Origin of the sequence: Chryseobacterium indologenes (assembly GCF_018362995.1) — a bacterium.
Taxonomy (GTDB): Bacteria; Bacteroidota; Bacteroidia; order Flavobacteriales; family Weeksellaceae; genus Chryseobacterium; species Chryseobacterium indologenes_G.
In genome coordinates this window covers 2269641-2283420 of record NZ_CP074372.1, presented here as the reverse complement: position 1 = coordinate 2283420, position 13780 = coordinate 2269641, and the positions used below count along the sequence as shown (strand labels likewise).

Here is a 13780-nt window from a genome sequence, read left to right as displayed (position 1 = left end):
CACTTTTTTATTAAAATTAAAATCTTTCCCAGAAGAAAGGTGGTTCTATTCCTAAAGCTCTCAGATAAACATATCCCTGCCCACGGTGGTGAACCTCGTTATCTACAAAATAAAGGATGTTCTGATATACCGGGAATTCATATTCTCCGAATAAATTGAAAGTTTCCTGGAAGCGCTCCTCAGAAATCATATTGAAATAATGGTTGATTACTTCTGTTTGTTCATCCCACTTTTTTAAAAGTTCTTCTTTTGTTTTTGGATTAAAAGCTTCTTCATTGTAAGCTTCCATAGTTCCTTCAACAATTCCCTTTAAAGCAGGTCCGCCAATGCCAATCAGCTCTACTGCCAGTTTTGCAAACGGTCTCATTCCGCCAATTGAAAATTCAAATAAATCTTTTTCAGGGAAAGCTTCAATAACTCTTCTCGTCAGATTTCTGTGTCCCTGCCAGTCATTTAATAGCTGTTCAGAAGTCATGAATTGTTTAGTGGCTGTTGCTGTAGTTGTCATAATGTTTTGTTTTTGTTTGTTGTTGATACAAAGGTAAGACAGGGTTATGACAACAGTTTGTCAGCAGGATTTTTGATAGTAAAAAAATATTTTTTTCTTTGCTAAAATATCCTGACCTGTTTTCCGTTAGAAGGAAGGATATTAATAAACAAAAATCGCTATTATTAGAATTATGAAGAAGTATATTTTGCCTGTTGTTACCACTTTTTTATTAGTATCATGCAATAAGATTGAGGAAAAAATTGACCAGACTGTTCAAAAAACAACAGAAACTGTGCAGCAGAAGGCACAGCAGGCTGTAGAAGAAACAGTGAAGAAAACAGTCAATGAATCTATCAATACAATAACCAATTCCGAGGATGTAAAATTCAATGAAGTTTTTCCTGGTACGAGTGCCACTATCGTTTCTGAAGAAAAAGGAAAAAAGATTAAAATCCCGGGAAGATCTGAAGGTTACATTTTTAAATACAAAGCAGACATTGCCGTATTGCTCCCATTTTTAGAAGGCCAGCCTACTTCTGATGAAAGTAAATCAGAAAAGAAAGCCCGCAAGATTGATGGGCAAAACATCATTGATAAAATCAGTTTTTTATCAAAATTTCTTCCTGATAATACCTTTGATACAAGTATTCTGGAAGATATAAAATCAGATAAAAACATTCAATACTATAAATTGAAAAGGTTTCCCAACAGTAGTACAATTATCTACAACCCAAAAAATCAGACCATCATACAATACGTAGAGGTAAATAAATAATTTGGATATGGCCGTTTCAACGGCCATTTTTTATTCTTAGTCATTTCGTCATTGCGAGCCATAGGCGAAGCAATCTCAACTCGCTTGAAAACTACATATCAAAAAGATTGAAATCATATTTATTTTCAGGTGTAATTTAATCACTTTTTCAGACGTAATTAGGAAATTATTACTACGTTTCTCTTCAGATTGTTAATAAATTACTTGATGTTTATAAGTTTAATGTTGTTTTATAAATAAATACTATTTGTGTGTTTATGAAGTGTTATTCATATCATATGATTTATTTTTATGTTTAATATTAATATTTTTATTAGATTTATTGAATAATTATCAATTATATGAAAAAGGAACTGTTTAATAAAAAAATCTGTGCATTAGTATTAAGCGGAGCTGGTGCAATGGGATATGCCCAGGACAGCATAAAACAAAATAAAATAGATGAAGTTGTGGTTACAACGGGTAGAACTAAGCCCAGAACCATCATTACTTCAGCAATTCCTATTGATAATATTTCTGCTGTACAATTAAAATCTACAGGGCAAACTACTTTTGATAAAGCTTTAACCTATGCTGTTCCATCTTTTAATTCATCACAGCAAACAGTCTCTGATGCAACGGCTCATTTTGATCCGGCAGATTTAAGAGGATTAGGGCCATCCAGAACATTAGTGTTAGTCAATAATAAAAGAAAAAATCAAAGTGCTCTTATTTATGTCAATGATACACCGGGAAAAGGTGAGGTAGGTACGGATCTGAAAAGTATTCCATCTGCCGCCTTACAGAATGTAGAGGTATTGAGAGATGGTGCATCTGCACAATATGGCTCTGATGCTATTGCGGGAGTAATCAATATTATTCTTAAGAACAGCGTTGGAAAAAGCACGGCCAATCTTTTTTCAGGTATTACTTCAAAAGGAGATGGCTTTAATATAGGAGCAGATTTTAATACAGGAATCAAAGTTGCAAAAAACGGAAGCCTGAATCTTACACTAGGATTTTCATCCCAAAATAAAACTAACCGTGCAGGTTCTGTTACAAAAGATGAACTTTTTGGTGTGGATAATGCCTGGACGCAGGCTAATCCTGGTTTAGGAATGATCATTGGGCAGCCGGAGACAAAAGTTGCTAATATGTTTGTAAATTTTGAATTGCCAACAAGTGAAACAGGTAAATTTTATGCTTTTGGGGGTACAACTTACAGAAGTGGGACCAGTTTTGCTTTGTACAGAACACCCTATTGGGTAACTTCAGATTTTGGTTTATTAACTCCAAAAGGACAACCCTATAACGGATTTCAACCGGAATTTAAAACAGATGTTTATGATTATAATTTAACCTCCGGATGGAAAGGCATGTTTGGAAAATGGAGTTTTGATGGGAGTGCAACCTTTGGCTCTAATGCAGTAGACTATGCTGTCGCAAACACGATTAATACATCTTTGGGTGCCAATTCTCCAACCCGTTTTAAAGCAGGCGGCCATCAGTTCAGTAATATTATAGGAAACATAGATGTCAGCCGGGACTTTGGTGCACTTGTTTTAGGAGCCGGAGCTGAAGTGCGCAATGAAAATTATCAGGCAAGAGCAGGAGAAGAAGCATCTTATATAGGAAGTGGTGCAGAATCATTTCCGGGACTGCAGCCTCAAAATGAAGTCAATAAAAATCGTCAGAATATTGGAGCTTATATGAATGCTGAATGGGATGTTACGAAAAACCTGTTATTGGGAGGAACTGTGAGATATGAAAATTTCAGTGATTTTGGAAATAATGTTTCCTGGAAAGGAAATGCAAGATATAAGTTCCTGGATGATAAATTGGTTTTCCGTGGGTCTGTTTCTACAGGATTTAGAGCACCTTCATTACACCAGATTTATTATTCCAATGTTCAAACCAAAATTACAGGGAATACTGTAGCTAATCAGGGAACTTTTAACAATGATTCTCAAATTGTAAGATCGGATCTTGGTGTACCAAAATTAAATGCTGAAAAAGCCTTTAATATTACTGGAGGATTTGCCGTAAAACCTTTTAAAAACCTTACGATTACAGCAGATTATTACAGAATAAAAATTAAAGACAGAGTACTTTTCTCAGGAGATATCGGTTATAAAACAGGTGCTCCGGGGAGTCCGGATCTAACAAACCCTGTGGAAGTAATATTAGATAATAATAAAATAACTTCCCTGAAGTTTTTCACCAATGCTGTAAATACAGTTACTCAAGGGGTAGATTTCGTCGCAAATTATTATACTTCCGCTATTGGCAAAGGAAGATTGGGAGTTATTGCTGCTTTCAATTATAACGAAACTAAAATAGTAGATAATATTGCCGTTCCGAATATTTTAGCTGAAAATGGGTACTCGGAAAACTTTTTTGACAGAAAGGAACAATCCAGAATTACCTCTGCAAGACCTAAAACAAAAACTATTCTTAGTCTTTCGTATGATATTACAAGGTTTAATTTTAACCTTAATAATACTTACTTTGGTTCTGTTACCTGGCAGCATGCAACTGATCCAGCCAAAGATCAGACATTTTCTGGTAAAGTAATTACTGACATCGTTTTAACCTATAAAATCACGAAAGATCTTAAAGTTTCAGGAGTTGTAAATAATTTGCTTAATATTTATCCGGATGCAATAGATAGCAAAGGAGATGTAGTAACAGATCTTGGAGGAAGATTCAAATACCCTTGGGAGGTAAACCAGTTTGGATTTAACGGAACAACTTTTCAGCTCAATGTAAATTACACTTTTTAACTCATAAATAAGGAATTAAAATTTGCTTGTCATGCTTAACAAAGGGAAAGTAATCCTAAAAAGATATAAAGATCCTTCTACACAAATATTAACTGACATTAATTTCTAATGTCAGTTTTATTTTTTCAGGTAGAATAGGAAGTTATTACTACATTTTACTTTTTACATTCTACAAAAAGAGGTATTTTAGTACTATGAAAATTTATACGAAAACAGGAGATAAAGGTCAGACGGCATTATATGGCGGAACGAGAGTTTCTAAAGCCAGTGCCAGAGTAGACAGTTATGGAAATATAGACGAGCTGAATTCATTCATCGGGATTGCAAAAAGTCATATCGAAGATGAAGAAGTATTGAGACAGCTTAAGAAAATACAGTTTGATTTGTTTACCGTAGGTTCTGAAGCTGCTACACCAGTAGATAAACTGATGCTGGCCAATGGGAAATCACGTCTTCCGATCATTATTTCAGAAACAGAAATTGAAGAACTGGAACAATGGATGGATGCTTTTGATGAAAAGCTGGAACCGCTTCAGTATTTTATCCTTCCCGGAGGTGGAAAATCTGCAACTTTTTTACACGCTGCAAGAACCATCTGCAGAAGAGCAGAACGTTCATTGGTATTTTTGAATGAATCAGAAGAAGTACGTCCTGAATTGATTAAATATTTAAACAGGCTTTCAGATTATCTTTTCGTGTTGGCAAGATATATTTCAAAACTGAACACCGAACCGGAAGAATACTGGAACCCGAATGAGAGATAAAGCATTACTTTTCATCAACGGAGATGCTCCCCAATCTTTCCCTGATCCTGATCATTATGGCTTGATTGCCTGTACAGACGGTGCTTTTCATTATCTAAAAAGACTGGGTTTTCCTATGGATAAGCTGGATTTTATTTCCGGTGACTTTGATTCGCATTCCGGATCAGATGAAGAGATGTATCAGGAAAAATTTATCCTTACATTGGATCAGGATAAAACAGATTTTCACAAAGCGTTGGAAATTATTTTGGAGAAAGGATTTTCGGAGATTGATGTTTTCGGAGGAAGTGGAGGCGAGCAGGATCATTTTCTTGGAAACCTTACCGTTGCTTATACCTTCAAAGATCAGATGGAAATTAAATTTTATGATGAATTTTCGGAATATTATTTTATTCCCAATCATTTTAAATTGGAAGGTGCAAAAAATAGAATGATTTCTCTCTATCCATTTCCATTAGTAAATAATATTACAACAAAAGGACTCAACTGGCCTTTGACCAACGAAAGTCTTAGCATTACTTCAAGAATCGGAACCCGGAATTTTGCTGTTGAAGATGAAATTTCTGTAGAATATGAATCAGGTGATGTCTTGTTATTTGTAGGAATCAGCGAAATAGAATATCCAACAATTTATTAAAGAATCAATTATCAATAGAAATGGGCTTTAGCCCGTTAGATAAATAAACAAAGTCTATTGGCTTTAGCCAAAACATATTATAAAAAAGGCTATTGAATAAATTAATCAAAATATCAGTTTTCACCATTTCATTATGCAGTATTGTTTCATGCAAAACACAGCATTTTGAAACACCCGAATATGGTAAAAATGAAACTGAAAAAGTAATTCATATTAAGAAAGTAACGAATTTCCGGACGGTAGCAAATATTAAAAATACAGAAGGAAGAACTTTAAAAGAGGGAAGGTTCTACAGAAGCGCCCATCTTCATAAGCTTAAAAGGAAATCTTTTGATGATATTGATAGGCTGGGAATAAAAGAAATAATTGATCTTAGAAATTCTAAAGAAATCTCTCAGAAACCTGATCAGCTTCCTGAATCAGTAACTTACAAAAAATATTCAGCGTTTGAAGATGAAGGAGATCAGTTGGCTCAAGCTAGAAAGCTGGTGCTGAAAGGTAAGGTAAATGCTTCTGATGCAGACAAAAGAATGATAGATTTCTATCGGGAATACGTTACAGAAAATCCGGAAACTATAAAGAAAATCATCACGGAAATTCTGGAATCTGAAAATCCTGTTTTATACCATTGTACGGCGGGAAAAGATAGAACCGGGATTACTACCGCTCTCATCTTGACAATTCTGAAGTTCGATAAAGAAACCATTTATAATGAATATCTGCTATCCAACAACTACAGAAAGGATATGGTTGAGAAAAGACTCCGTCTTGCCAATCGCTTACATTTTATCTATCCAAAGATGGATTTACAGGTGCTGGAAAAACTGAGCTGGGTAGAAAAAAGATACCTTGATGCAGCTTTTGGGGAGATTGATAAAAAGTATGGCTCTACAGATGCCTATATTCAGCAGGTATTAGGGATTTCAGATGCCAAAAGAACAGCGTATATTCAAAAGTTTACCTATTGATTATCAGAGGTAAATTTTTGAATGACCTGATATTGGTTCTTTATTTAAAATTATAATAATTTTAACATCCAAAAACCAAACTTTTTTAGCAATTTTGCATTTCTTAATTCACTTGTTTAGAAATGAAAATAAAGTACTCGGAACTTATTGATCAGACATTATATTTTCCTACAGAGGAGTTTAATGTATCTGAGAACAATTTGTTGTTTCACGACGTTCCATTGATGGATGTAGTTGAACAATTTGGCACTCCGCTAAAGATTAGCTATCTGCCGAGAATTTCTCAAAATATTCAGAAGGCCAAAAGCTGGTTTAAAGAAGCTTTTGAAAAAACCGGATATAAAAAGAATTATACCTACTGCTATTGCACAAAATCCAGCCATTTCAATTTTGTATTGGAAGAAGCTCTGAAGAATGATATTTCGATAGAAACATCTTCTGCTTATGACATGGATATTGTAAAATCTCTTTACGAAAAAGGGAAAGTAGATAAAAACATTGAAGTAATCTGTAATGGTTTCAAAACAGATGATTATCTGACAAATATTTCAGATATGATCAACAACGGTTTTGAGAATATTACCCCGATTCTTGATAATTACAGAGAATTGGATAAACTTACAGAAAGCATTGATTCTACTTTTAATATCGGAATCAGAATTGCATCAGAGGAAGAACCGAAGTTCGAGTTCTATACCTCGAGATTAGGAATCGGATATAAAGATATTATTCCTTATTACAGCCAGAAGATTGCCGAACACCCGAATGCAAGATTGAAAATGCTTCACTTCTTCATCAATACCGGAATCAAAGATACTTCTTACTACTGGAATGAATTGTACAAATGTCTTCGTGTATATGCACGTTTGAAAAAAATTGCTCCGGAAGTAAATTCATTGAATATCGGAGGTGGTTTCCCAATCAAAACTTCTTTGAACTTTGATTATGACTATCAGTATATGGTAGAAGAAATTGTTTCTCAGATCAAAAAATTCTGTGAAGAAGAAGGAGTAGAGGAACCTAATATTTATACGGAATTCGGAAGCTTTACTGTAGGGGAAAGCGGAGCAAACCTTTATAAAATTATTTCCCAGAAGCGTCAGAATGACAGAGAAAAATGGAATATGATTGACTCTTCTTTCATGACCACTCTTCCTGACACATGGGCAATTTCAAGACACTTTATCATGCTTCCTCTAAACCGTTGGGAAGACTCTTATGAAAGGGTATTCTTAGGAGGGCTGACATGTGATTCAGATGATTATTACAACTCTGAACAGCATACCAATGCCATTTATTTACCGGTTTTCAGTGATACCAAGCCATTGTATATCGGATTTTTCCATACAGGAGCGTATCAGGAAACAATCGGAGGATATGGTGGAGTACACCACTGTCTGATGCCTCAGCCGAGACACGTCCTGATTCAAAAGGATGAAAATGGTGAGTTGCAATATGAAATTTTCCGTGAGAAACAGGAACCGGAAGATATCCTGAAAATTCTTGGGTATAAATAAGACCTTAATCTGTCATTGCGAGGAACGAATGTGACGAAGCAATCTCATCTTAATAATCTTAATCACTCAATGGGTCTTAATGTTTTAAAATTTAACCATTAAGTTTTTCATTAAGGATTAAGTATAGTTAAGAATCTTCACTTCGTTCAGATGACAAAGTGCATACAAAACAAAAGCTCTCAGATTCTGAGAGCTTTTTATTTAAAAATACGTTGAAATTTTATCAAGTTCGAGTTCCTCATAATCAGTAACTACAGTATCTGCCAAGGTATAATCCTGATTTTTTGAATGAGGGCTTCTGTATGCCGCACAGAAAATTTTAGCCCTATGTGCAGCAAGAATTCCGTTCGTGGAATCTTCAATTACCATACAGTTTTCAACAGGTTCACCTGCCATTTCTGCAGCCAGTAAAAAAACTTCAGGATGAGGTTTTGACTCTTTTAAATCGGCACCGCTGATTTTTCCGCTAAAATACTTTTCCAACCCGAATTTTTCAAAAACCATATTGATCGTTACCATGGTAGCCGAAGAAGCGAGGATAAGTTTTATCCCGTTTTCATGATAATGTTCAATCAGTTTTCTTACTCCCGGGATTAAATCAAATTCATCATCATTATAAAAATAATCTTTGAAATGTGCTCTTTTGATTCCTGCAATGGATTCATAAGTCTGATTGAGATTGAATTCATTAATCAAAGTTTCAGAAACTCTTTTGGTTGATGCTCCCGTAAAAGAGGTGTACAATTCTTCGGAAACCGCAATTTCCAATTCATCAAAAGTTTTGAAATAAGCTTTTCTATGCAATGGTTCTGTATCTACAATTACTCCATCCATATCGAAAAGAACAGCTTTTAAAGGCATATTAAAAGTTTTGTGCAAAAATAGTTATTTGAAGCGAGAGTGGAAAATGAATAAGTTGGCAGGTTATAGATGATAGACTGCAGGCAGGAGGTTTGAATTCCCGTTTTTAAATCTGATGTCCCCCGGATTTTAACTCATAAACTCAGTAACACTCTTACTCTCCAACTCGCAAACTCTTTGTATCTTTGTGGAATCTTTTAATTTTTCAATCATTTAATTTTTTAATTAATAATTATATATGAAAACATACGCAGGAATTCCCGAAGAAAACGCAACGTTAGAGAATTCAAAAGTAATGTTGGTAACTGTTCCTTATGACGGGACTTCAACATGGGGAAAAGGAGCTGATAAAGGTCCTGAATTATTCTTAGATGCTTCTGAAAACATGGAGCTTTATGATATTGAAACCCAAACAGAACCTTATCTTCAGGGAGTGTATCTGGCAGGAGAAGTTTCTGAAAATTCCAGCCCGGAAGCAATGACAGAAGCTGTTTACCAGAAAACCAAAGAACTTTTGAACAATGAAGGGAAAGTATTTACTTTATTTGGAGGTGAACACTCTGTGTCTATCGGTTCTATCCGTGCAGTAGGAGAGAAATTTGAAAACCTTACCGTTCTTCAGCTGGATGCTCATACAGACTTACGTCCTGAATTCCACGGTTCTACTTCTAACCATGCTTGTGCGGTGTTTGAAGCTAACCAGAAACATAATTTAGTTCAGGTGGGAATCCGTTCTATGGATGCGGAAGAAGCTCAGTATTTACCGGAAGGAAGAGTATTCTTTGCTCACGAGATTGCGAACAACGAGAACTGGGTGAATGATGTATTGGAAAAAGTTTCAGGAAACGTATATATTACAATAGACCTTGATGCTTTTGATCCTTCTATTGCTCCTTCTACAGGAACTCCTGAACCAGGTGGATTACAATGGTATCCAACACTGGAATTATTAAGAAAAGTATTTGAAAAATGTAATGTAGTGGCATTTGATATTGTAGAATTAATGGATTCTCCAATGGCTAAGCCAACCGCTTTCCTTGCTGCTAAGCTATATTATAAAATGCTTGCTTATAACGATATTTATAACAACAACTAATATTCCGCAAGAATCGGATTTTTTCTGCCGTATATTCTTTGGAAATTTGTGAGGTAAAATAATAATACAATGTCCACACAAAGTCAGATAGATTATAACAGAATTGCGAAGGCGATAGAATATATCCAGAGCAATTTCAGGCTTCAGCCAAGTTTGGAGGAAGTGGCAGAGAATATTCACTTAAGTCCAGCCCATTTTCAGAAAATCTTTACAGATTGGGCAGGAACAAGTCCGAAAAAGTTTTTACAGTTCATCAGTCTTGAACATGCCAAAAGTTTATTGAAGGAAGAAAAAGCAAGTTTGTTTGATACCGCTTACGAGACAGGATTTTCCAGTACCAGCAGGCTTCATGATCTGTTTGTGAAGGTAGAAGGAATGTCTCCGGCAGAATATAAAAATGGCGGAAAAAGCCTTAGTATTCATTACAGTTTTTCTGAAAGTCCTTTCGGAAATATAATAGTAGCTTCTACAGAAAAAGGAATCTGCTATATGGCTTTTGAAGACAATAAAGAAACAGCATTCGGAGAGCTGAAAAAAAAGTTCCCCAATGCTTCTTTTACTGAACAACAGGATGCCCTTCAAAGGAATGCATTGTCTATATTCGATAAAGACTGGACAAAACTCAATACTATAAAATTACATTTAAAAGGAACCGATTTTCAGCTTAAAGTCTGGGAAAGTCTGTTGACAATTCCAATGGGTAAACTGTCTACTTATGGCAGCCTGGCAGAAAAAATAGGAAATCCTAAGGCATCCAGAGCAGTAGGATCAGCTATTGGAAGTAACCCGGTTGCATTTCTGATACCTTGTCACCGTGTAATTCAGTCTACAGGACATCTCGGTGGATATCGATGGGGAAGTGAAAGAAAACAGATGATTGTGGGCTGGGAAGGTTCACATATTTATTCCTGAAATAAAACATGAGTTTTGGCTAAAGCCAAAGGATTAACCCTTTTTTTATTAAACGGACTAAAGTCCGTTCCTATTGATACAAAAGTTACTGTGTCATTTGTGAAAATATTGGTGTAATTTGTGTTTAACTATTAAGATCATAAATACATTTTACATTATACCTTTTACAAAATAAAGCATTTAAATTAAAAAAGCTATGATGAGTCTCTTCGAAGAAATATCAGACTATCCGATCAATATACTTCCGCATGGCGGAACCGTTCATTATTACGGAAAGGTTTTCTCTAAAGAACTTTCTGATTCTTTTTATACCTATTTGCTGAACGAGATTCCCTGGGAAAATGATGAAGCAATTATCTTTGGGAAATTGATTTTAACCAAAAGAAAAGTGGCCTGGTTTGGAGAAAAGCCTTTTGAATATACGTATTCTAAACGGACAAAATATGCAAAATTCTGGACTCCGGAATTACTTGAATTAAAGAAAAAATGTGAAGAAGTTTCAGGAGAAACCTATAACTCCTGTCTGCTCAATTTATATCATGACGGAAGTGAGGGAATGGCCTACCACAGCGATGGAGAATCAGATCTGAAAAAACATGGTGCCATTGCTTCTCTGACCTTTGGAGCAGAAAGGAAATTTTTATTTAAACATAAAAAGACCAAAGAAAAAGTAGAAATATTCCTGGAAAACGGAAGTTTGTTAATTATGAAAGGAACCACGCAGGATAACTGGCTTCATAGACTTCCACCCACTACGAAAGTGAAAACTCCCAGAGTAAATCTTACCTTCAGAACCATTGAAGAATAATTTTTTTAGAGAGATTTTCCCCACAACGTTTGTCATTCCGTAGGAATCTCAATAATGCTTAAATAATTAAATCTAATTGTTGTATTTTCTTTCACAGATTAAACAGATCACACAGACTTTAATTTGTGAATAAATGAAAATTATGCATGGCTTTTATCAATAGGAGTTGGCTTTAGCCCACTTGAACAAAAAATCAAATTCATCCGGCTTTAGCCAAAACCTAAAAAAATAAAAAAGCTGTTCGTCTGAACAGCTTTCTCAAATTTATTTTAAAACTTCAGCTTCAATAGAGCTGTCATTATATACCTTAATAAATGCTTTTGTGTAATCCTCTTTGGTTGCGAAATTTGGATTATCCATAAACTTCTGTGGATTGATAGCGAAAAGCGGGAACCATGTACTGCTGATCTGAATCTGGATCTTGTGACCTTTCTTAAAGGTATGAACCACATCCTGAAGTCTGAAATTAACAGCTGTTTTCTGATTAGGAACCAAAGCTTCTCCTTTTTCTTTCGTATTTCTGAACCTTGCAGGCATTATTTCACTTCTTACCATCTGATGGTAGTTTCCATAGATAACGCCTTCTTTCTTTTCTGCAGGTTTGAAATCTTCTGGGTAAACGTCAATTAATTTTACTGCAAAATCGGCATCTGTAGAAGAGGATGCAATATTCAGCTTGGCCATGATCTCTCCGGCAAATGCAATATCTTCTGTCAGAACATCTGTTGTGAAAGTCAATACATCAGGTCTTCCAACAGCAAATCTCTGGTCTTCTGACATATAATTTTTAGGGGTGAAACCATTGAAATCTTTTAAGTGATCTGAGCTTAAAACAGGGTTATTAGGATCACTGTAATATTCAGAATATCCTTGTCCGGAAGTTTTCTTCAAGGTGTTGTCAGCTAAATAAAAATTAACTTTCTGAGCATTTTTAGGCGGATAAGAAGCAAATTCTTTCCATTCTTTAGATCCTGTATCATACATCAGTGCTTCAGGAAGTCCGGCATCTTCTTTTGTGTTGCCTTTCAGGTAGTGGTTGAAGAATTTTGTTTCAATATTTTTCTGGTAGTACGTTGCAATACTGTCTCCAAAATAGGTTTCGCTGTGGAAATGTTTTCCCTGCTCCTGAGACCAGCCACCGTGAGAGAAAGGTCCCATTACAATTGTATTTTTAGCTTTAGGACTTGTTTTTTCGATCGTTTTATAGATATTCAGAGGCCCGGAAAGATCTTCTGCATCAAACCATCCGCCAACAGTCATTACAGCATGGTTAATATTTTTCAAATGAGGAAGAAGACCTCTTTTCTGCCAGAACTCATCATAGTTGGTATGATTCATAATTTCTGTCATGAAGAAATTATTCTTATAATACTTTTCATATCCGTCTTTCAGCGTACCCATATCTCTGTAGAACTTTAATCCGTCTTCAGAAGTCTGTTTAACAAAAGAATCCATATACCATGCTTGTTTTTCCGGCTGTGTTTTCTGAACCCCAAAAACTGGAAATGTTCTGAAATAGCCGAGTATAAACCTTCCGTTGTGAAGAAAATCATCATTCCAGAAATCTGAGATAGGGGCTTGTGGTGAAGAAGCTACCAGCGCAGGGTGTTGTGATAATGTTCCTACGGCTGTATAGAATCCGGGATAAGATGTTCCAAACTGACCTGCTTTACCATTATTGTCCTTGATGTTTTTCAAAAGCCATTCGATGGTATCATAAGTATCTGTACTTTCATCAACATCTTTTTTGGTTTTACGCTCTACCTGTGGAGTCATATTGGTAAAAGTACCTTCACTCATATATCTTCCACGTACATCCTGGTACACAAAAATATACTTGTCTTTCATCAGATAGGTGTTGGGGCCTACCTTTGTTTTATATTCATTCTCTCCGTATGGGGCGATGCTGTAGCAGGTTCTCTGCATCAGAAACGGATATTTGTTCTTGTTTGATATATCTTTCGGGATATATACAGCAGTGAAAAGTTTCACTCCATCACGCATCGGAATATAAAATTCTTTCTTGGTGAAATTGTCTTTAACGAAAGTATCTTTCTGTTCCGTCTTCTGAGCTTTTCCAAGAATGAAAAAAAGAATACATAATACTGAAATATGGATCTTCATAAAAAAAATTTGATGCTAATTTAAAAATAAAAACACTGTTATTAGTCAATCTTCTCTGTATTCATA

12 protein-coding genes are annotated in these 13780 nt (G+C 35.3%); 9 read left to right on the top strand and 3 right to left on the bottom strand.

The genetic code is table 11. The features are described from left to right. Window positions 1-16 precede the first annotated feature (16 nt). A complete protein-coding gene (locus tag DYR29_RS10240; RefSeq protein WP_213280392.1) occupies window positions 17-508 on the bottom strand; it encodes a DinB family protein in 492 nt (163 codons plus the stop codon). Window positions 509-680: 172 nt separating this feature from the next. On the opposite strand from DYR29_RS10240, the gene DYR29_RS10235 reads away from it, so the two are divergent. The 6 genes from DYR29_RS10235 to DYR29_RS10210 all read left to right on the top strand — a co-directional run bounded on the left by DYR29_RS10235 (window position 681) and on the right by DYR29_RS10210 (window position 7913). Continuing rightward, window positions 681-1265, top strand: a complete 585-nt coding sequence (locus tag DYR29_RS10235) for a hypothetical protein (RefSeq protein WP_213280391.1) — start codon at window positions 681-683, stop codon at window positions 1263-1265. A gap of 341 nt (window positions 1266-1606) precedes the next feature. After that, window positions 1607-4027: a TonB-dependent receptor plug domain-containing protein gene (locus DYR29_RS10230; RefSeq protein ID WP_213280390.1), complete on the top strand. Its 2421-nt coding sequence runs from the start codon at window positions 1607-1609 to the stop codon at window positions 4025-4027. A gap of 194 nt (window positions 4028-4221) precedes the next feature. Beyond that, complete coding sequence (locus DYR29_RS10225; RefSeq protein ID WP_213280389.1) at window positions 4222-4791, top strand: cob(I)yrinic acid a,c-diamide adenosyltransferase; 570 nt, start codon at window positions 4222-4224, stop codon at window positions 4789-4791. After that, window positions 4781-5428 (top strand): thiamine diphosphokinase, encoded by a 648-nt coding sequence (locus DYR29_RS10220; RefSeq protein WP_213280388.1) that lies wholly within the window; start codon window positions 4781-4783, stop codon window positions 5426-5428. The genes DYR29_RS10225 and DYR29_RS10220 overlap by 11 nt, the downstream gene beginning before the upstream one ends. Window positions 5429-5520: 92 nt before the next feature. Further along, entirely contained in the window at window positions 5521-6396 is an 876-nt protein-coding gene (locus DYR29_RS10215; protein ID WP_213280387.1) for a tyrosine-protein phosphatase, read from the top strand. Window positions 6397-6518: 122 nt separating this feature from the next. Further along, window positions 6519-7913: a decarboxylase gene (locus DYR29_RS10210; protein WP_047378719.1), complete on the top strand. Its 1395-nt coding sequence runs from the start codon at window positions 6519-6521 to the stop codon at window positions 7911-7913. Window positions 7914-8114: 201 nt separating this feature from the next. On the opposite strand, the gene DYR29_RS10205 is transcribed toward DYR29_RS10210, so the two are convergent. Further along, window positions 8115-8774 carry an HAD family hydrolase gene (locus DYR29_RS10205; protein WP_213280386.1) on the bottom strand — a complete coding sequence of 220 codons (660 nt, stop codon included), beginning with the start codon at window positions 8772-8774 and terminating at the stop codon, window positions 8115-8117. A 238-nt stretch (window positions 8775-9012) separates the two neighbouring features. On the opposite strand from DYR29_RS10205, the gene speB reads away from it, so the two are divergent. From speB to DYR29_RS10190, 3 genes are all read left to right on the top strand, one after another. Further along, a complete protein-coding gene (gene speB / locus DYR29_RS10200; RefSeq protein WP_047095921.1) occupies window positions 9013-9870 on the top strand; it encodes an agmatinase in 858 nt (285 codons plus the stop codon). Between the two features lie 69 nt (window positions 9871-9939). Continuing rightward, window positions 9940-10782, top strand: coding sequence for a bifunctional helix-turn-helix domain-containing protein/methylated-DNA--[protein]-cysteine S-methyltransferase (locus tag DYR29_RS10195; protein ID WP_213280385.1), 843 nt, complete (start codon window positions 9940-9942; stop codon window positions 10780-10782). Between the two features lie 199 nt (window positions 10783-10981). Then, window positions 10982-11590 (top strand): alpha-ketoglutarate-dependent dioxygenase AlkB family protein, encoded by a 609-nt coding sequence (locus DYR29_RS10190; protein WP_213280609.1) that lies wholly within the window; start codon window positions 10982-10984, stop codon window positions 11588-11590. 264 nt (window positions 11591-11854) lie between these two features. Here the strand turns inward: DYR29_RS10190 and DYR29_RS10185 are convergent, their stop codons facing one another. Continuing rightward, a complete protein-coding gene (locus DYR29_RS10185; protein WP_213280384.1) occupies window positions 11855-13714 on the bottom strand; it encodes a CocE/NonD family hydrolase in 1860 nt (619 codons plus the stop codon). Window positions 13715-13780: the final 66 nt, after the last annotated feature.

Bases quoted from the DNA above. Each gene is read 5' to 3' on its own strand.
- DYR29_RS10190 (WP_213280609.1), top strand. From the start codon at position 10,982: ATGAGTCTCTTCGAAGAAATATCAGACTATCCGATCAATATACTTCCG.
- speB (WP_047095921.1), top strand. From the start codon at position 9,013: ATGAAAACATACGCAGGAATTCCCGAAGAAAACGCAACGTTAGAGAAT.
- DYR29_RS10225 (WP_213280389.1), top strand. From the start codon at position 4,222: ATGAAAATTTATACGAAAACAGGAGATAAAGGTCAGACGGCATTATAT.
- DYR29_RS10240 (WP_213280392.1), bottom strand. From the start codon at position 508: ATGACAACTACAGCAACAGCCACTAAACAATTCATGACTTCTGAACAG.
- DYR29_RS10210 (WP_047378719.1), top strand. From the start codon at position 6,519: ATGAAAATAAAGTACTCGGAACTTATTGATCAGACATTATATTTTCCT.
- DYR29_RS10235 (WP_213280391.1), top strand. From the start codon at position 681: ATGAAGAAGTATATTTTGCCTGTTGTTACCACTTTTTTATTAGTATCA.
- DYR29_RS10185 (WP_213280384.1), bottom strand. From the start codon at position 13,714: ATGAAGATCCATATTTCAGTATTATGTATTCTTTTTTTCATTCTTGGA.
- DYR29_RS10230 (WP_213280390.1), top strand. From the start codon at position 1,607: ATGAAAAAGGAACTGTTTAATAAAAAAATCTGTGCATTAGTATTAAGC.
- DYR29_RS10220 (WP_213280388.1), top strand. From the start codon at position 4,781: ATGAGAGATAAAGCATTACTTTTCATCAACGGAGATGCTCCCCAATCT.
- DYR29_RS10205 (WP_213280386.1), bottom strand. From the start codon at position 8,774: ATGCCTTTAAAAGCTGTTCTTTTCGATATGGATGGAGTAATTGTAGAT.
- DYR29_RS10195 (WP_213280385.1), top strand. From the start codon at position 9,940: ATGTCCACACAAAGTCAGATAGATTATAACAGAATTGCGAAGGCGATA.